The organism is Avibacterium sp. 20-132, from assembly GCF_023611925.1.
Classification (GTDB): domain Bacteria; phylum Pseudomonadota; class Gammaproteobacteria; order Enterobacterales; family Pasteurellaceae; genus Avibacterium.
The window spans coordinates 747,281-766,479 of record NZ_CP091456.1 but is presented as its reverse complement, the minus strand read 5'-3'; the positions used below and the strand labels follow the sequence as shown (position 1 = coordinate 766,479).

The 19,199-nt window shown below is 41.0% G+C and carries 18 protein-coding genes; 14 read left to right on the top strand and 4 right to left on the bottom strand.

Features of this window, described 5'->3' with window-relative positions:
• Window positions 1–79: 79 nt before the first annotated feature.
• The 8 genes from L4F93_RS03590 (at window position 80) to L4F93_RS03555 (ending at window position 9,023) form a co-directional block, all read left to right on the top strand.
• Window positions 80–352, top strand: a complete 273-nt coding sequence (locus tag L4F93_RS03590) for an HU family DNA-binding protein (protein WP_017805492.1) — start codon at window positions 80–82, stop codon at window positions 350–352.
• A 156-nt stretch (window positions 353–508) separates the two neighbouring features.
• Window positions 509–1,291: a DeoR/GlpR family DNA-binding transcription regulator gene (locus L4F93_RS03585; protein WP_250351159.1), complete on the top strand. Its 783-nt coding sequence runs from the start codon at window positions 509–511 to the stop codon at window positions 1,289–1,291.
• A gap of 50 nt (window positions 1,292–1,341) precedes the next feature.
• Window positions 1,342–3,174, top strand: a complete 1,833-nt coding sequence (gene glmS / locus L4F93_RS03580) for a glutamine--fructose-6-phosphate transaminase (isomerizing) (RefSeq protein ID WP_250351158.1) — start codon at window positions 1,342–1,344, stop codon at window positions 3,172–3,174.
• Window positions 3,175–3,363: 189 nt separating this feature from the next.
• Window positions 3,364–4,599, top strand: coding sequence for an MFS transporter (locus L4F93_RS03575; protein ID WP_250351157.1), 1,236 nt, complete (start codon window positions 3,364–3,366; stop codon window positions 4,597–4,599).
• A 148-nt stretch (window positions 4,600–4,747) separates the two neighbouring features.
• Entirely contained in the window at window positions 4,748–5,398 is a 651-nt protein-coding gene (gene ftsE, locus L4F93_RS03570) for a cell division ATP-binding protein FtsE (RefSeq protein ID WP_250351156.1), read from the top strand.
• A 10-nt stretch (window positions 5,399–5,408) separates the two neighbouring features.
• A complete protein-coding gene (gene ftsX / locus L4F93_RS03565; protein ID WP_250351155.1) occupies window positions 5,409–6,323 on the top strand; it encodes a permease-like cell division protein FtsX in 915 nt (304 codons plus the stop codon).
• A 300-nt stretch (window positions 6,324–6,623) separates the two neighbouring features.
• A complete protein-coding gene (gene asd / locus L4F93_RS03560) occupies window positions 6,624–7,739 on the top strand; it encodes an aspartate-semialdehyde dehydrogenase (RefSeq protein ID WP_250351154.1) in 1,116 nt (371 codons plus the stop codon).
• Between the two features lie 294 nt (window positions 7,740–8,033).
• Window positions 8,034–9,023 (top strand): alpha/beta fold hydrolase, encoded by a 990-nt coding sequence (locus L4F93_RS03555; protein ID WP_250351153.1) that lies wholly within the window; start codon window positions 8,034–8,036, stop codon window positions 9,021–9,023.
• On the opposite strand, the gene crcB is transcribed toward L4F93_RS03555, so the two are convergent.
• On the bottom strand, window positions 8,983–9,366 hold the full coding sequence (gene crcB, locus L4F93_RS03550; RefSeq protein WP_250351152.1) for a fluoride efflux transporter CrcB: 384 nt from the start codon (window positions 9,364–9,366) through the stop codon (window positions 8,983–8,985). The genes L4F93_RS03555 and crcB overlap by 41 nt on opposite strands.
• Window positions 9,367–9,392: 26 nt before the next feature.
• Window positions 9,393–10,211 (bottom strand): Cof-type HAD-IIB family hydrolase, encoded by an 819-nt coding sequence (locus tag L4F93_RS03545; protein WP_250351151.1) that lies wholly within the window; start codon window positions 10,209–10,211, stop codon window positions 9,393–9,395.
• Window positions 10,212–10,580: 369 nt separating this feature from the next.
• Here L4F93_RS03545 and ilvG point away from each other — a divergent pair, with 369 nt between their 5' ends.
• The 5 genes from ilvG (at window position 10,581) to ilvA (ending at window position 16,721) form a co-directional block, all read left to right on the top strand.
• Window positions 10,581–12,227, top strand: coding sequence for an acetolactate synthase 2 catalytic subunit (gene ilvG, locus L4F93_RS03540; RefSeq protein ID WP_250351150.1), 1,647 nt, complete (start codon window positions 10,581–10,583; stop codon window positions 12,225–12,227).
• Window positions 12,228–12,250: 23 nt separating this feature from the next.
• Window positions 12,251–12,481 (top strand): acetolactate synthase 2 small subunit, encoded by a 231-nt coding sequence (ilvM, locus tag L4F93_RS03535; protein ID WP_250351149.1) that lies wholly within the window; start codon window positions 12,251–12,253, stop codon window positions 12,479–12,481.
• Window positions 12,482–12,552: 71 nt separating this feature from the next.
• Window positions 12,553–14,394, top strand: a complete 1,842-nt coding sequence (gene ilvD, locus L4F93_RS03530) for a dihydroxy-acid dehydratase (protein WP_250351148.1) — start codon at window positions 12,553–12,555, stop codon at window positions 14,392–14,394.
• Between the two features lie 91 nt (window positions 14,395–14,485).
• Window positions 14,486–15,163 carry a DUF1345 domain-containing protein gene (locus L4F93_RS03525; protein WP_250351147.1) on the top strand — a complete coding sequence of 226 codons (678 nt, stop codon included), beginning with the start codon at window positions 14,486–14,488 and terminating at the stop codon, window positions 15,161–15,163.
• Between the two features lie 10 nt (window positions 15,164–15,173).
• Window positions 15,174–16,721, top strand: a complete 1,548-nt coding sequence (gene ilvA, locus L4F93_RS03520; protein ID WP_250351146.1) for a threonine ammonia-lyase, biosynthetic — start codon at window positions 15,174–15,176, stop codon at window positions 16,719–16,721.
• Window positions 16,722–16,910: 189 nt separating this feature from the next.
• On the opposite strand, the gene gdhA is transcribed toward ilvA, so the two are convergent.
• Window positions 16,911–18,260, bottom strand: coding sequence for an NADP-specific glutamate dehydrogenase (gene gdhA, locus L4F93_RS03515; RefSeq protein WP_250351145.1), 1,350 nt, complete (start codon window positions 18,258–18,260; stop codon window positions 16,911–16,913).
• Window positions 18,261–18,370: 110 nt separating this feature from the next.
• On the opposite strand from gdhA, the gene L4F93_RS12410 reads away from it, so the two are divergent.
• On the top strand, window positions 18,371–18,505 hold the full coding sequence (locus L4F93_RS12410; RefSeq protein ID WP_265748291.1) for a hypothetical protein: 135 nt from the start codon (window positions 18,371–18,373) through the stop codon (window positions 18,503–18,505).
• A 1-nt stretch (window position 18,506) separates the two neighbouring features.
• Here L4F93_RS12410 and L4F93_RS03510 read toward each other — a convergent pair whose 3' ends face one another.
• Window positions 18,507–19,133, bottom strand: coding sequence for a YchE family NAAT transporter (locus tag L4F93_RS03510; RefSeq protein WP_250351144.1), 627 nt, complete (start codon window positions 19,131–19,133; stop codon window positions 18,507–18,509).
• Window positions 19,134–19,199: the final 66 nt, after the last annotated feature.

Below are 19,199 nucleotides of genomic sequence, written 5' to 3'. Positions count from 1 at the left end.
CAGTATTTCTTAATAGACTTAGGTGTTAGGTATGTCCTAATACGCTTAATTTAATCGAAAATAGAGAAGGTACTAATTTATGAACAAAACGGATTTAATTGATGCAATTGCAAGTGCAGCAGAGTTAAATAAAAAACAAGCTAAAGCTGCATTAGAAGCAACTTTAGATGCTATCGCAGGGAGCTTAAAAGCAGGTCAACCAGTTCAATTAATCGGCTTTGGTACATTTAAAGTGAATGAGCGTAAAGCACGTACTGGTCGCAATCCGCAAACGGGTGCAGAAATCCAAATTGCTGCTTCTAAAGTGCCTGCATTCGTTGCTGGTAAAGCATTAAAAGACGCAATTAAATAATTATTGTCTTTATTTTTCTGACCCTGCGTAATGCAGGGTTTTTTATTTATGCTACTTGATAAATAGCCTTCTTCTCTATTTTAACCAATTTTCTATTTACATTTTCCTTTTCTTTCTATAATATTCCGAACCGAAATTTAAATCTGATTAAGTGTTATGAAACGAAATATTCAGCCAAGAAATACCCAGCAACGCCGTCATCGTATTGTGCAATTATTACAAAGCCAAGGTGAAGTTAGTGTAGAGCAACTTGTGCAATTATTTGACACCTCAGAAGTGACTATTCGCAAAGATTTAACCGCGCTTGAGGCAAATGGAGTATTAGTACGCCGTTATGGTGGGGCGATTTTAATGCCGCAAGAATTGCTGGATGAAAACCAAGACGAGCATCTTTCAAAACGAAAGTTAGCGATTGCAAAAAAAGCGGCAGAACGGATTGCCGATCATAATCGCATCATTATTGATAGCGGTAACACAACCGCTGCATTGATCAATCAGCTCAATAAGAAGCAAGGTTTGGTCGTGATGACGAACTCACTTTCCGTCGCCACGCAGTTGCGTGCTTTAGAAAATGAGCCAACGCTATTGATGACAGGGGGGACTTGGGATACCCGTTCTGAATCTTTTCAAGGGCAAGTTGCCGCACAGGTGTTACGTTCATACAATTTTGATCAGCTCTTTATTGGTGCAGATGGCATTGATCTTGAACGCGGTACCACGACATTTAATGAATTAGTGGATTTAAGTCGTGTTATGGCGGATGTTTCCCGTGAAGTTATCGTTATGGTGGAATCACAAAAAATTGGCAGAAAAATGCCAAATATCGAATTAACCTGGCAACAAATTGATGTATTAGTCACAGATGATTTGTTGGCAGAAGACATTAGACAGCAAATCGAAGCACAAGGCGTAGAGGTTATTTGTGCAAGTGCGGTCTAAATTTTAAGTATTTTTTATTATTTTTTTAACATTGAAACAAAGGATATTTTATGTGTGGAATTGTTGGTGCAGTAGCACAACGTGATGTAGCAGAAATTCTGGTTGATGGATTACATCGTTTGGAATACCGTGGTTATGATTCCGCGGGTGTGGCGGTATTAGATGCAGATCATAATATGCAAATTGTTCGCCGAGTAGGGAAAGTCAATGCGCTGGATGAAGCGATTGAAGCGAACCCCATTTTAGGCGGAACAGGGATTGCACATACACGTTGGGCTACCCACGGTGAGCCTTCAGAAGCTAATGCTCACCCACATCGCTCTGGTAAAATTGCTATTGTACATAATGGTATTATTGAAAATTACGAAGAATTACGTGAGGAATTGCAAAAACGCGGTTATATATTTCTTTCTCAAACCGATACAGAAGTTATTGCGCACCTAGTAGAATGGGAATATCGCACTGCTAGCTCATTATTAGACGCCGTGCAAAAAACCGTGGCACAATTGCGCGGCGCTTATGGTATGGTTGCGATGTATCAAGATGAACCTGAACATCTTGTTGTCGCTCGTTCTGGTAGCCCATTGGTTATCGGCTTAGGTGTGGGAGAAAATTTCCTTGCCTCTGATCCGCTTGCCCTCTTAAGTGTTACACGTCGTTTTATTTACTTAGAAGAAGGGGATGTTGCTGAAATTTCTCGCCGAGATGTGCAAATTTTTGATGCGCAAGGTAATGCCGTTGAGCGTGAAGTACACGAAGGACATTTTGAAGCGGATGCGGCAGATAAAGGACAATATCGCCACTATATGCAAAAAGAAATTTTTGAACAGCCTGTTGCAATTATGAATACCTTAGATGGCCGCATCGTCAATGGTAAAGTGAATATTGATGCCATTGGCCCTAATGCCGCAGAAATCTTGAAAAAAGTGGAACATATTCAAATTGTTGCCTGTGGTACGTCGTATAATGCAGGTATGGTTGCGCGCTACTGGTTTGAATCTATTGCTGGGGTGAGCTGTGATGTGGAAATTGCTTCGGAATTCCGCTATCGCAAATTTGTAACACGTCCAAACAGTTTATTAATTACCCTTTCACAATCAGGAGAAACAGCAGATACTTTAGCTGCATTACGTTTAGCGAAAGAATCGGGTTATATGACAGCAATGACCATCTGTAACGTGGCAAGCTCTTCATTAGTACGTGAATCTGATTTTGCCTTTATGACCCGTGCTGGGGTGGAAATTGGTGTGGCATCCACCAAAGCATTTACCACGCAATTAACTTGCTTATTACTATTAAATGCAGCAATTGGGCGTTTAAAAGGCACTGTGAGTGAAGAACAAGAACATCATATCGTACAGGCTTTACAACGCTTACCAGCACAAATTGAAAGTGCGCTAGTTTTTGATAAACAGATTGAAAAACTCTCTGAAGATTTTGCTGAAAAACATCATACATTATTCTTAGGACGTGGTGAGTTTTACCCCATTGCAATGGAATCTGCATTGAAATTGAAAGAAATTTCTTATATTCACGCAGAGGCCTATGCGGCAGGAGAATTAAAACACGGCCCATTAGCCCTAATTGATAGCGATATGCCTGTGATTGTGGTTGCGCCAGAAAATGATTTACTGGAAAAAGTAAAATCAAATATTGAGGAAGTTCGCGCTCGTGGTGGTCAGCTTTATATTTTCGCAGATCACGATGCGGGTTTCAGCGATGGCGAAGGCTTTAAAACGATCGTATTGCCGAAAGTTGATGAAGTTACTGCACCCATTTTTTACACTGTGCCGTTACAACTCCTTTCTTACCACATTGCCTTAATTAAAGGCACTGATGTGGATCAACCTCGTAATCTTGCTAAAGCGGTTACGGTGGAATAAGTTTTCTAACAGCCTTGTAATGATTTGCAAGGCTGTTTTTTATTCTTCATTTTCTAGTCTGTTCTCATTGCTTAACGCAAACGAATTGACTACACTATGCACGCTTTTGTGATGTGCTTTTATGTATATATTAGCAAATCTCCTTTCTTAACACTTTAAAGGCTACCCGTGAGTAGCAAAAGGACATCTATGAAAAACAACGTAAATGATTATGGCTGGAAAGCCTTGATTGGCTCTGCCGTGGGCTATGCAATGGACGGTTTTGATTTACTCATTCTTGGCTTTATGCTTAGTGCCATTTCTGCTGATTTAGCATTATCAAGCGCCCAGGCAGGATCTTTAGTTACTTGGACATTAATCGGAGCGGTAGCCGGTGGCATAATTTTTGGTGCGTTAAGTGATCGTTATGGACGTGTGCGAGTATTAACTTGGACAATTGTTCTCTTTGCCGTGTTTACAGGGTTATGTGCGTTTGCTCAAGGCTATTGGGATTTACTAATCTATCGTACTATTGCTGGTATTGGCTTAGGTGGTGAATTTGGGATTGGAATGGCATTAGCGGCAGAAGCGTGGCCTGCTCGCCATCGTGCCAAAGCAGCTTCTTATGTGGCGCTTGGGTGGCAAATCGGTGTATTGGGCGCGGTGCTGCTTACCCCATTATTATTGCCAATAATCGGCTGGCGAGTAATGTTTATTGTGGGCATTTTCCCTGCTCTTGTTGCGTGGTATTTACGAAGAAAATTACACGAGCCAGAGGTTTTTACGGAAAAACAGACCGCACTTTCCACTACACATCCTACACAATCTAAATGGCAGGCATTCCGAGAGTCTTTCCAATTATTGGTGAAAGATAAGCAAACAGCAAAAGTGAGCTTGGGCGTGGTGATACTTACATCTGTACAAAATTTTGGTTATTACGGCATAATGATTTGGTTACCTAACTTCCTTTCTAAACAGCTTGGGTTCAGTTTAACTAAATCTGGTGTTTGGACTGCGGTAACTGTGTGTGGAATGATGAGTGGTATCTGGATTTTTGGCCGTCTTGCCGACAAAATCGGGCGTAAGCCAAGTTTTCTGCTTTTCCAGCTTGGTGCTATTATCAGCGTCATCACTTATTCGCAACTGACTGAACCAAGCGCTATGCTCATTGCGGGGGCATTCTTAGGAATGTTCGTAAACGGAATGATGGGGGGCTATGGTGCATTAATGGCAGAGGCCTATCCGACCCAAGCTCGTGCCACTGCACAAAATGTGTTGTTTAATCTTGGACGTGCTGTAGGTGGCTTTGGCCCAGTAGTTGTCGGGGCAGTGGTGGCGACTTATTCTTTTTCTACTGCGATTGCTTTCCTTGCCTTGATTTATGTGATCGATATGATCGCGACCCTTTTCTTAATTCCAGAATTGAAAGGTAAACTATTGGATTAATGGATAAAAATGATGAGCAATTTAGTTATGCTCGTCATTTTCTAGTTTGATTGACAATTCCTTACATTTATCCCACAAATTTCTGCTCAAAAAATGAGAATATCCGTTATAATCATCCGCTTAACATAAAAGAAAAGAGATAACAACGATGATACGCTTTGAAAATGTCAGCAAGGCTTATTTAGGCGGCAAGCCTGCCTTGCAGGGATTAAACTTTCATCTTCCCGTAGGGAGTATGACCTATGTTCTCGGGCATTCTGGCGCGGGAAAAAGTACCTTATTGAAACTCATTATGGGAATGGAGCGCGCGAATGGCGGGCAAATTTGGTTTAACGGACACGATATTACACGTTTGTCTAAACACGAATTGCCATTTTTACGTCGCCAAATTGGTATGGTGCATCAAGACTATCGTCTGCTTGCCGATCGTTGTATTGTTGATAATGTGGCATTACCATTAATTATTTCAGGTATTCATCCAAAAGAAGCACAAAGTCGAGCCTTAGCCGCGTTAGATCGTGTTGGTTTACGTGATCGTGCCAATCACTTGCCTATCCATTTATCTGGTGGAGAACAACAGCGCGTGGATATTGCTCGTGCCATTGTACATAAGCCTCAATTATTACTTGCCGATGAGCCAACAGGCAATTTAGATAACGCGCTTTCTCTCGATATTTTTAATTTATTTGAAGAGTTTAACCGCCTTGGTATGACGGTGTTAATTGCCACTCACGATATTAATATTGTTCAACAAAAACCAAAACCTTGTTTAATCTTAGAACAAGGTCATTTACGTTAAGGAAAGTGAAATGAGTTCTCGTCCAATTAATGCGTCTTGGTGGGTTCAAACCCATTATGTGCTACGAGCGGTGCTGGCAGATCTAATTAAGAAAAAATATGCCACCCTATTAACCATTCTCGTGATCGCCGCTTCGCTAACTGTGCCAACGGTGAGCTATTTGTTATGGAAAAATATTCATCAAGCCACCACACAATTTTATCCTGAAAGCGAATTTACCGTTTATTTGCATAAAAATCTCACGGAAGCCGATGCTAATTTAGTGGTGGAAAAAATTCGCCAACAATCTGGGGTAGAAAGTCTGAATTATATTTCTCGTCAAGAGAGTCTTAATGAGTTTAAAAACTGGTCTGGTTTTAGTGAAGGCTTGGATATTCTAGATGATAATCCGCTGCCTGCGGTAGTGATTATTAAGCCAAGCAAAGACTATAATGAAAGCCAAAAACGCAATGAATTAAGGGAAAACTTAGCTAAAATAAAAGGCGTGCAAGAAGTGCGTTTAGATAATAATTTAATGGAAAAACTCACCGCACTTTCGTGGCTCATTGCACATATTGCGGTAGTTTGCACACTTTTGATGGCTATTTCCGTTTTTCTCGTGATTGGCAACAGTATTCGCTCTGATGTGTATAGCAACAAAGCGAATATTGAAGTGATGAAATTGCTTGGTGCCACAGATCAATTTATCCTACGTCCTTTCCTTTACACAGGTATGATCTATGCCGTCCTAGGAGGATTATTGGCTTGCGTGTTCAGTGCCATTGTAATTGGCTATTTTACAAGTGCGGTGAAATATGTGACGGAAATTTTTGCGGTAAATTTTGAGCTACACGGCATAATGATTGGCGAGTTACTATTTTTGCTCGCAATGTGTGCTCTCTTGGGCTACATCGCCGCGTGGTTATCGGCAAAAAAATACAGCTAATTTTTCTCGTTCTTTTAATCCCCTTTTGCCTTGTAAAAAGGGGATTTTTCTTTCCTTTTTCGATTTTTTCAACGCTCGCCGAGCTAAATTGAGTATTCTTTATAGAAAGATCAATTATTCGCAACTTTTTTTAGAAAAATGCTTGCTTTTGTTTACGCTATCTTGTACGTTTTTTTGCACGGTTTAACGTAATTAATTTCCTGTGAATTAAAGCCGAAGGGTTATACTTTTAACCTTTTTACTGGGCATAATTCATCCAGATTTTATTTTCAACACAACATTACTTATAAGGAAAATTTTATGCAAAACGTTGGTTTTATCGGTTGGCGTGGAATGGTGGGTTCCGTACTAATGGATCGTATGCAGCAAGAAAATGATTTCGCGAATATCAACCCTATCTTTTTTACCACTTCACAAGCCGGTCAAAAAGCCCCTGTTTTCGCGGGCAAAGAAGCTGGTGTGTTAAAAGATGCGTTTGACATCGCGGAATTACAAAAATTAGACATTATCGTTACCTGCCAAGGCGGTGATTATACCAATGAAGTCTATCCAAAACTAAAAGCAACAGGGTGGAACGGCTATTGGATTGATGCAGCTTCTGCATTACGTATGGACAAAGATGCAATTATCGTACTTGATCCTGTAAACCAGAATGTGATCAGTGAAGGGCTAAAAAATGGTGTGAAAACCTTCGTGGGCGGAAACTGTACAGTGAGCTTAATGTTAATGGCATTAGGCGGATTATTTGAACGTGATTTGGTGGAATGGGTATCCGTTGCCACTTACCAAGCTGCCTCTGGCGCGGGTGCAAAAAATATGCGTGAATTATTAGTGCAAATGGGGGAATTAGAAGCGTCTGTTAAAGCTGAATTAGCAAATCCAGCTTCATCAATCTTAGATATTGAACGCAAAGTAACGGCAAAAATGCGTGATGCGTCCTTCCCAATTGATAATTTTGGTGCGCCACTTGCCGGTAGTTTAATCCCTTGGATCGATAAATTATTACCGGAAACAGGGCAAACGAAAGAAGAATGGAAAGGCTATGCAGAAACCAATAAAATTTTAGGTTTAAGTGACAATCCAATCCCAGTGGACGGCTTATGTGTGCGTATTGGCGCATTACGTTGCCACAGCCAAGCCTTCACCATCAAATTGAAAAAAGATTTGCCATTAGACGAAATTGAGCAAATTCTTGCATCTCACAATGAATGGGTGAAAGTGATTCCAAACGATAAAGAAACCACTTTACGCGAATTAACCCCTGCAAAAGTAACAGGCTCATTAAGCGTACCAGTAGGACGCTTACGCAAATTAGCAATGGGACCTGAATACCTCGCCGCCTTTACTGTTGGTGACCAATTACTATGGGGGGCGGCAGAGCCTGTTCGCCGTATTTTAAAACAACTCGTGGCGTAATTCTTAAGTTAAAAACTCATTGAAAAACGAATAGATAGAAAGCACCGCACGGCTGAAAATAAAGTGCGGTGCTTTTTTATGGATTTTTTAGTGAATTTGAATAGCAAAATGTTTTATTTTCCCTTGAATGTTTAGCAATAGGGCTGTTGTATAAAAATAACGAAAAAAACACCGCACTTTAAAAATATGAAGTTTTATCAAAAAGTCAGAACCTCTGATGTGGCATTATGTTCTATCTTTCTTATCAGCTTTCCTTTATGATCGTGATATCTTTGTTTTATTGAGGGTAATCCAATGCCAAATTGCCTACACCGAGAACCTCATTTTTGTCGATTTGCGTTACAGCAATTAATGCCCTTTGTCGATCAATTTCCTATCCAATATTTAACGGGGAAGCAGGGTTGCCAAATTGCCTATCGCCATTTTTTGCACGCAGAAACCTTGCCAAGTGCGGAGCGAAAATTGATGATTTTAGTCAATGGACGGGCGGAGAATATGTTGAAATGGTCGGAGTTGGCTTATGATTTTTATCAATGGGGATATGATGTATTGCTTTTTGATCACCGTGGACAGGGGTATTCTCAACGTTTATTAACGGATAAAGACAAAGGTTACGTTGATGAATTTCGCTTTTACTGTGAGGATATGGATACGGTAATTAAGCAAATTACTTGCCACAACGATTATTCGCAACAATACCTGCTTGCCCATTCGTTGGGATCACTGATTTCGGCTTATTATTTGGCGAATTATGATCATCAGATTCAATGTGCGGTGCTTTCTTCGCCATTTTTTGGCTTGCCGACCAAACATTTATTGCGTGATGAGTTGATCATTAATTTGATGATGTTAGTTGGACAAGGACAGCGTTATGTATTCGGCAAAACTGCTTATAAACCCACCAATCTTGAGTTAAATGAACTCAGTTTCTGCAAAACCAGAATGAAATGGATGAATCGTATTAATCGCTATTTTCCTGAATTAAGTCTTGGCGGGCCAACGTTCCGCTGGGTGCATTTGTGTTTAACGGCAATTAAAGGGTTGGAAAAAATTTTGTCGCGCATTGAAATTCCTGTCTTGGTTTTGCAAGCTGGCAAAGAAAAAATTGTAGAAAATGCACAGTTGGAAAAATTAGTTGCCTGCTTGCCACAAGGAAAGTTAATTACACTGGAAAATGCCAAGCACGAGATTTTATTTGAACGGGATAAAATTCGTGCCGAAGCCTTAAATACAGTACAAGCCTTTATCGCCAATAACGAGATAACAACACGCCCAACAGGGTAAATAATAGGCTACCAGCAAGATGTAAGGCAATAATGGTCAGTGCGGACAGCCATTTTTCATTTAAGAAATTATTAATGACCTCCGCTGAAAAGGAAGAAAAGGTGGTGAGACTGCCTAAAAATCCTGTGATTAAAAATAATCGCCATTCGCCAGAAAACTGAGGGGATTGCCAAGCGAGAGCGAGTAAGATGCCAATTAAAAAACAGCCGAGATAATTGGCGATCAGTGTACCAAACGTGAGAAATGAAAACAGTGGGTTTAATAACTCACTCAAGCCCCAACGTGTGCAAGCGCCTAGTGCTGCGCCAGTACTGATGATGAGTAATGTTTGCCAAATTGCCATCTCGCCTGATACCCGCTTATTTTGCTCTAATACACACCAAAGGTGGCGCGTAAATAACTTGCGACAGCTTCGTGACGGTTAAAACCGATTTGTTCTAACCGCGGGCAAGTTTGCACTAAACGTGGATCAGCATTGCCCATAATGCACCCTTTTCCTACTTCGCTGAGCATTTCCACATCGTTCATTCCATCTCCAAAGGCAATACAAGCATTTAAGCCATAGTCGCGATTTGTTACAACTTTAGCAAGTGCGGTGGCTTTTGACACATTTTTATTCATAATTTCTAAACACTGTGGGGTGGAATAGGTCATATAAACGTGCTCGCCAAAATGTTGTGCGATATGTGCTTCAATTGGGGCGAGATCGGTGGGCGTTCTGCCAATGAAGAAGACTTTTTCTGTTTCACTCCCGTGATGTTGGTTGAAATCCACAACCTGATACATAAAACCAGAATCTTGATGATATTTTGCTAATTCGGGCATATCTAGGCTAATGAACCAACCCTCTTCTTGATAGCTATTTACAAACACATTTTTTTTATCATAAGGGGTTTGCATTATTTCCATTGCGATTGCATCGGGCAAACTGTTGCTCAACAGCAATTTACCTTGCAAATTATGCGCTCTTGCGCCATTTGAAGTAATGAGCACGGCGTTATCCAGTTTCACTTTGCCTACAATATGTGCCACATCTTCATATTTCCGCCCTGTGGCGAGAATAATATCAATCTTTTTTTGGGATAATTTTTCGAGGGTTTCAATTGTGAAATCACCAATCACGTGATTTCCATTGAGCAATGTGCCATCTAAATCGGATACGACGGCACGAAAGGGTTGATTTTGCATAATTAAGCTCCTTCAACAAAAACAGCGAATATCATAGCAAATTATACGAAAAAATGACCGCACTTTTTCTTTCACGTTTTCTCTTTTATAAGAAAACGATTGCTAAATAGAAAAATTCCTTGATTTCTATTTTCAATGTGGTATCAATAGTAGCCAGTAACGGTAATTATTCAGATTTTATTCATACAATGACAAAACATTATTCTCTTATTAGCATTATTATTAACCTCGTGGTGATTATCACTGCGAGGTGTTGGCTTGCTAATAATTAGAATAATTAAACCTGATTTATACTTATTAGAAAGCCCCTCGCAGAGATTGCTGAGAGGCTTTTTTTATAACTAATTTATGATATAGGATAGGTGAAAAATGAACGGTGCAAGATTAGTAACCGAATGTTTAAAGGCGCATCAGGTTGATGTGGTGTTTGGGTATCCCGGTGGGGCGATAATGCCAGTTTATGATGCCATTTATGATTCAGGGTTGGAACATTTACTCTGTCGTAATGAGCAAGGCGCTGCGATGGCGGCAATTGGCTATGCCAGAGCCAGCGGTAAAACAGGCGTATGTATTGCCACTTCAGGTCCAGGTGCAACCAATTTAATCACTGGGCTAGGTGATGCGTTAATGGATTCCATTCCAGTTGTGGCGATTACGGGGCAGGTGGCATCCTCATTAATCGGTACAGATGCCTTTCAAGAAGCCGATGTATTAGGGTTATCTCTTGCTTGCACGAAACATAGTTTTATTGTGCAACATATTGATGAATTACCAGAAATTATCGCCAAAGCCTTTCAAATCGCGCAAAGTGGTCGCCCCGGTCCTGTGTTGATTGATATTCCAAAAGATGTGCAATTTGCTGAAACCGATTTACAGCCTTTTACCCTTCCTGTGGAAAAACCAACCGCACTTGATCCTGTCGAATTAGAAAAAGCATTGGCATTAGTGAGAAATGCGAAACGTCCTGTGGTGTATGTTGGCGGGGGCGTAGGAATGGCGAATGCGGTTCCTGCCTTGCGTGAATTTTTAGCTATCACCGAAATCCCAAGTATTTCCACGTTAAAGGGATTAGGCACAATTTTGCCTGATACGCCTTATTATATGGGAATGATCGGTATGCACGGCACCAAAGCCGCCAATTTAGCCACTCAAGAGTCAGATTTATTGCTCGTGTTCGGAGCGCGCTTTGATGATCGTGTAACGGGAAAATTAGATACCTTCGCCCCTAAGGCGAAAGTGATTCATTGCGATATTGATATTGCTGAACTCGGTAAATTACGTCGTCCTGATGTGGCTTTACGTGGTGATTTAAATGCGATTTTTCACGCCTTAGCAATGAAATTAGCATTGGCTGATTGGCATAAAGAAATCAATAAACTCAAACAAGCGTTTGATTTTCGCTATGCAGAAAATCAGGGGAAACAACCGATTAATCCTTGGTGGTTGCTTAACACGGTTTCTCAGCAAAAAGCAAAAAACGCCATTGTGGTTACTGATGTCGGACAGCATCAAATGTGGTCAGCACAGCATATGCAACATTATGCCCCAGAAAATTTTATTACCTCAGCAGGATTTGGCACAATGGGATTTGGCTTGCCTGCAGCGATTGGGGCGAAAAAAGCCCGTCCCAATGATGAGGTGATTTTAATTACGGGTGATGGCTCATTAATGATGAACGTACAAGAACTTGGCACGATTAAACGTGGCAAAACACCAGTAAAAATCATTTTATTAGACAACCAACGCTTAGGTATGGTACGCCAATGGCAAACCTTATTTTTCCAAGCTCGTCATAGTAATACCATTCTTGATGATAACCCTGATTTCGTTACCCTTGCCTCTGCCTTTGATATTCAGGGTGAACGCATTGAATCAGGGGAAGAAGTGCAAGGGGCATTAGATCGTTTATTCCGATCAGAAGGGGCTTATTTATTACATATTTGTATCCCAGCAGAAGAAAACGTGTGGCCACTTGTTCCGCCAAATGCTTGCAATGTGGATATGCTGGAAGAATAAAAAAAGGAATTGTGGGGAGAATTATGCAACAGTATGAATTATCAATTCGTGCCAATAGACGGCCAGAAACCTTAGAGCGTTTATTGCGCGTAATGCGTCATCGTGGTTTTGAAGTGGTAAAATTACAAACCGAAAGCCAGCAACAAGAAATCACCTTGCAAGTCATTGTGCAAAGTGAAAGAGCGGTGGAATTATTAGTCAATCAATTAGTGAAATTACCTGATGTCATTGCGTTAAATTCATCAGCTAACTGAAGAAATAAATGCCTCATTGCGTTTTATCGCATTGTATTTAATTTAAAAATTTGTCAAAGTTTGGAGAGATTATGCCTAAATTACGTTCAGCAACCAGTACACAAGGTCGCAATATGGCGGGCGCACGCGCCTTATGGCGTGCAACAGGAATGAAAGAAAATGATTTTGGAAAACCCATTATTGCGGTGGTGAACTCATTTACACAATTCGTACCGGGACACGTTCACTTGAAAGATATTGGGCAATTAGTTGCAGAGCAGATCGAACAAGCTGGTGGTGTGGCGAAGGAATTTAACACGATTGCCGTTGATGATGGCATTGCAATGGGACACGGTGGAATGCTGTATTCCCTACCTTCTCGTGATTTAATTGCCGACAGTGTAGAATATATGGTGAATGCACATTGTGCCGATGCAATGGTGTGTATTTCCAACTGCGATAAAATTACCCCGGGAATGTTAATGGCAGCATTACGCTTAAATATTCCAACCATTTTCGTTTCTGGTGGTCCAATGGAAGCCGGAAAAACCATGCTCTCTGATCAATTGATTAAATTAGATTTAGTCGATGCAATGGTACAAAGTGCGGATAAAAATGTGTCCGATTCTGATGTTGAAGCCATTGAACGCTCAGCTTGTCCAACCTGTGGTTCTTGCTCTGGAATGTTCACTGCAAACTCAATGAACTGTTTAACGGAAGCATTAGGCTTAAGCTTGCCGGGTAATGGCTCTTGTTTGGCAACGCATAAAGATCGTAAACAATTATTTTTAGATGCAGGGAAACAAATTGTTGAACTTTGCCACAACTACTATCAACAAGATGATGAATCTGTATTACCACGTTCGATTGCCACGAAAGCCGCTTTTGAAAATGCGATGAGCTTAGATATTGCAATGGGGGGATCAACCAATACCGTTTTGCATTTATTGGCGGCAGCGCAAGAAGCCGAAGTGGATTTCACGATGGCAGACATTGATCGCCTTTCTCGTCGCGTGCCTTGTTTAAGCAAAGTTGCCCCAAATACTGCGAAATATCATATCGAAGATGTTCATAGAGCAGGCGGTATAATGGCCATTTTAGGTGAATTAGATCGTGCGAATCTGCTGGATAACCAAACTCGCACCGTATTAGGGTTAAGCTTGGCAGAGCAAATAGCCAAATATGACATTATGCTAACTCAAGACGAAGCAATTCGTACATTCTATCGTGCAGGGCCGGCTGGCATTCGCACCACGCAAGCCTTTTCGCAAGATTGCCGTTGGGAAAGCCTTGATGATGACAGAGAAAACGGCTGTATCCGTAGTAAAGCATTTGCTTATAGCCAAGATGGTGGACTTGCAATGCTTTCAGGTAATATCGCCTTAGATGGTTGTATTGTAAAAACCGCTGGGGTAGATGAATCGATTTTAAAATTTACCGGAAACGCCATTGTCTTTGAAAGCCAAGAAGACGCGGTTAATGGCATTTTAGGTGGAAAAGTGCAAGCGGGCCACGTGGTGGTGATTCGTTACGAAGGGCCAAAAGGCGGGCCGGGTATGCAAGAAATGCTTTATCCAACCAGTTACTTAAAATCAATGGGGCTAGGCAAGGCTTGTGCATTATTAACCGATGGGCGTTTTTCTGGTGGAACATCAGGCTTATCTATCGGACATTGTTCGCCAGAAGCGGCAGCAGGTGGCGTAATTGGCTTAGTGAAAGATGGCGATACCATTGAGATCGACATTCCAAACCGTTCTATTCAATTAATGGTATCTGAACAAGAATTGGCGGTCCGTCGTGCAGAGCAAGATGCAAAAGGCTGGAAACCAGCGAATCGTCAGCGTGAAGTGTCGTTAGCACTGAAAATTTATGGCCACTTCGCCACTTCTGCAGATAAAGGTGCGGTGAGAGATCGCACTAAATTAGCCGATTAAAGAAAAATGACTGCACGGAATCAAGTGCGGTCATTTTTTCACCTATTTTTTATCATTGTACCTATAATCTTAGGTCGTGAAGGGAAACATTATGCTAAAAATGTTAAAGCAACACATTAAATTTTATACCAGCTTGATCCTTGTTGTGTTTGCTTTTTTAGGTTTTCGCCTGCTTTCTCAGGGCGAGATCAGCATTGATCTGATTTATTCTTGGGATATAGGAATGAGCCTGTATTTATTTTGGACATTTTGGACAATTCGCCAGCAACATCGTCATCGCGAAAAAATGACCGCACTTTTACAAGAACGCCAAACAGGAACAAAAGCGATGTTTGCCATTGTGAGCATTATTATTGTCGCTTGTCTTGTTGCCTTAGTCCGTTTAGTGAGTATTGCACAAAATTTGCCCGTTATGGAAAAAATGTGGTATATCAGTGTGGCTATTATTTCTATTTTTCTTTCTTGGCTAGTCATTCATATTTTATTCGCCATTCGGTATGCTCATCTTTTCTACCATAGCAAAATAAGCGGTGAGCCAATGCCATTACAAATTCCCCAAAGTGATGGGAAGAATGGTTATCAAACCGAGCCAAATTATTATGATTTTATTTATACAGCCTTGATTATAGGCACTTCAGCGCAAACCGCCGATGTTATGTTTTCATCAAGAGCAGGGCGTATTTTAGGCGGGATTCATAGCATTGTTGCCTTTATTTTTAACGTTACCGTGCTTTCTTTACTGATTAATATTATTTCAGGTTTTATTTAAGGATAATAAAATGACAACCCTTTCATTCAACAGCCCAACACCCAGCGGGGACGATTATTTAAAAACCATTTTAAAATTAGGTTCAGTGGTTTATCAAGTAGCACAAACCACCCCATTACAGCCGATGGAAAAACTCTCTTCTCGCTTAGCTAATCAGATTTTAATTAAACGTGAAGATCGCCAGCCAGTGCATAGTTTTAAATTACGCGGTGCTTACGCAATGATCGCCGCATTAAACGAACAACAACATCAAGCTGGGGTCATTGCCGCGTCCGCAGGTAACCACGCACAAGGCGTTGCGCTATCCGCCAAGCATCTTGGCTTAAAGGCATTAATTGTGATGCCACAGAATACGCCAAGTATTAAAGTTGAAGCGGTGCGCAGCTTTGGTGGCGATGTGTTGCTTTATGGCGCAAACTTCGATGAAGCAAAAAGTAAAGCGATTGAGCTGGCTAAAACGAAAAATATGACGTTCATTCCTCCTTTCGATCATCCTTTAGTGATCGCAGGGCAAGGCACCTTAGCACTGGAATTATTACAACAATCTTCTAATATCGATCGGGTTTTTGTCCCCGTTGGCGGTGGCGGTTTGGCAGCGGGAGTTGCCGTGTTAATTAAACAATTAATGCCAGAAATTAAAGTGATTGGCGTGGAAAGCAAAGATTCGGCGTGCCTGTATCAAGCGTTAAAAGCAGGGCAACCCATGGATCTAGAACGAGTGGGATTATTTGCCGATGGGGTGGCAGTAAAACGCATTGGTGATGAAACGTTCCGCTTATGTCAGCAATATCTTGATGATGTGGTGCTGGTGGACGGTGATGAAATTTGTGCGGCAATGAAAGACATTTTTGAAAATGTTCGTGCAATTGCGGAGCCTTCAGGCGCTGTTTCTCTGGCTGGGCTTAAAAAATATGTCAAACAACATCAAATTCAAGGGGAAACCTTAGTCAATATTTTATCTGGGGCAAACCTGAATTTTCATACTTTACGTTATGTCTCTGAGCGTTGTGAAATTGGTGAAAAACACGAAGCGATGCTCGCGGTAACGATTCCCGAAGAAAAAGGCAGTTTCTTGCGTTTTTGTCATTTGCTTGGCGATCGTGCGGTAACAGAATTTAATTACCGCTATGCCGATCAAGCGCAAGCCTGTATCTTTGTTGGGGTGCGTATCAGTGGTGAAAAGGAAAAAAATGAAATCATCGCCCAGCTACAACAAAACGGCTATGCGGTGATGGATCTGTCTGATGATGATGTCGCGAAAACCCATATTCGTTATATGATTGGTGGACGCTCATCAAGCCAAGCTAAAGAACGTTTATACAGTTTTGAGTTCCCAGAACAGAAAGGTGCATTGCTTAAATTCCTTGAAATGCTTGGCACACACTGGAACATTTCCTTGTTCCATTATCGTGCGCACGGTGCAGATTATGGCAATGTGCTTGCTGGCTTCCAATTAGATGAAAATGATGAAATTCGTTTTAACGGACATTTGGAAGAACTGGCTTACACCTATCAAGATGTAACGGATAGCCCGGCGTATAAGTATTTTTTAGGATAAGTGAAAACTCGGGAAAAGAAAAACCATCGTAAAAAAGTGCGGTGGTTTTTTTATGAATTTTTACCTGTTTATAAATGATTAGCAGAGAAAATAAAGGGGGGCGTTTAACCCCCTTTATCTTAATAAATACATTAATGTCCTTTCGCTCTGCTTGCTTAGTCCATAATGTGTTTTGCTCTTTAAGGATTATTAGTAAACCCCTTGCGCTAACATTGCATCAGCAACTTTTACGAAACCAGCGACGTTTGCACCAGTGACATAATTGATGTTAGCTTGACCTTCCACTGTGCCGTATTTTTTACAGTTAGCGTGGATGTCGAGCATAATTTGTTTTAATTTCGCGTCCACTTCTTCAGCAGTCCAGTATAGACGTTGTGAGCTTTGTGCCATTTCTAAGCCTGAAGTCGCCACACCACCTGCATTTGCCGCTTTACCCGGACCAAATAATACGCCAGCTTCAAGTAATGCGTCAGTTGCTTCAATCGTTGTTGGCATATTTGCACCTTCTGCCACAAGTTGTACGCCATTAGCGATTAATTTTTGTGCATCAGCAAGGTCTAATTCGTTTTGTGTTGCACAAGGTAAGGCGATGTCTGCTTTCACGCTCCACGGACGCTCGTTCGCAACATATTGTAAGCCGAATTTTTCTGCATAATCTTTCACTCGACCACGCTGTACATTTTTGATTTCCATCAACGCAGCTAATTTTTCTGGGGTGAAACCCGCTTCATCATAAACGTAGCCAGAGCTGTCAGAACAAGTAACGACTTTCGCGCCAAGTTGTAAGGCTTTCTCAATCGCATATTGTGCGACGTTACCTGAACCTGACACAACCACGGTTTTACCTTGGAAAGATTGATTTTTTTCTTCAAGCATTGCTTGTGCAAAATATACTAAGCCATAGCCTGTCGCTTCTGGACGAATTAAGCTACCACCGAATGATAAACCACGCCCTGTGAACACACAGCCTGCTTGGTTAGATAATTTTTTCATCATCCCAGCAAGATAGCCCACTTCACGACCACCAACACCAATGTCGCCTGCAGGAACGTCTGTATCGGGGCCAATATGGCGATAAAGCTCGCTCACTAATGCTTGGCAGAAACGCATTACTTCGCCGTCAGATTTACCTTTAGGATCGAAGTCTGAACCCCCTTTACCACCGCCCATTGGCAATGTGGTGAGGGCATTTTTGAAGATTTGTTCAAAGCCTAAGAATTTTAGAATTGATTGGTTTACAGAAGGGTGGAAACGCATTCCGCCTTTAAATGGCCCAATTGCACTGCTGAATTGAACACGGAAAGCACGGTTTACCTGTACTTGACCTTTGTCATCTGTCCACGCTACGCGGAATTGGATTAAACGCTCAGGCTCAACAAGGCGCTCTAAAAGAGCTTGTGAGCGATATTGTGGGTTTTTCTCTAAGAATGGCCAAATCGAAGTGAACACTTCACGCACAGCTTGTAAAAACTCTGGTTGGTGTCCATCACGTTGTTCAACTTTGGCTAAGAATTCTTCTAATGAGGTAACTTGTGACATAATTTACTTCCTTTATGTGTGTATGATGTTGATAAATTTATTATTAGAATGGCTAAAGTCCTGTTGTACAGTCTTTAGGTAAGCCTTAGAAAGTTGGCTTGGGAATTACTATGCAACAAAAAGGGGATCTATTGCAAATATTTTTTTGTAAAAAAATGGTTTTTTATAAAAAATTAGCTGATTATCAAAAAAAAGCGGTGGTTTATGAAAAAATTCTAAATAAACCACCGCACTTTAAAAAATAAATCAGAAGAGATGAAGGTTTTTGATCCCTTCAACAATAATTTCAACCCCGAGAGACATCAAAATTAACCCCATAATACGGGTAATCACATTGGAACCTGTTTTGCCTAGTTTTTTAATCAATGGCTCAGAATATTTTAATAAGATAAAACAGCATAGCCCGAAAATGGCAATAGTGAGTGAGGTGTAAATATAATCCATAATGGTATGCTGATTTGAGCCAAATACGATGGTGGCACTGATTGAGCCGGGGCCTGCCATAATTGGCATTGCCAATGGCACAACGGCAATGTTGTTGTAATCGTCAAAATTTTCTGCTTTTTCTTCTTTATTGATTTTATGATCACCGATTTTACCGTTGATCATTGTCAGTGCGATCATCGCTACCAAAATGCCTCCCGCAATGCGGAAAGAGTTAATGGAAATATGAAAGGCATCTAAAATCATATTGCCAAAGAAGAAGCTGACCAACAAAATCACGGTAACAGAAAAGCAGGTAATAAGCCCAGTGCGATTTTGCTGTGCAGGTGTTTGATCTGATGTCATTGAGTAGAAAATAGGAATGACACCCAGTGGATTGACGAGTGCGATCAGTCCTACGAAAAATTGGATATAAATTGCAATGTCCATACGTTTTTTGGGAATAAGTAAAGGGGTTGCTATTATAGAGCGTTCATTTTTGTTGAACAAGAAAAG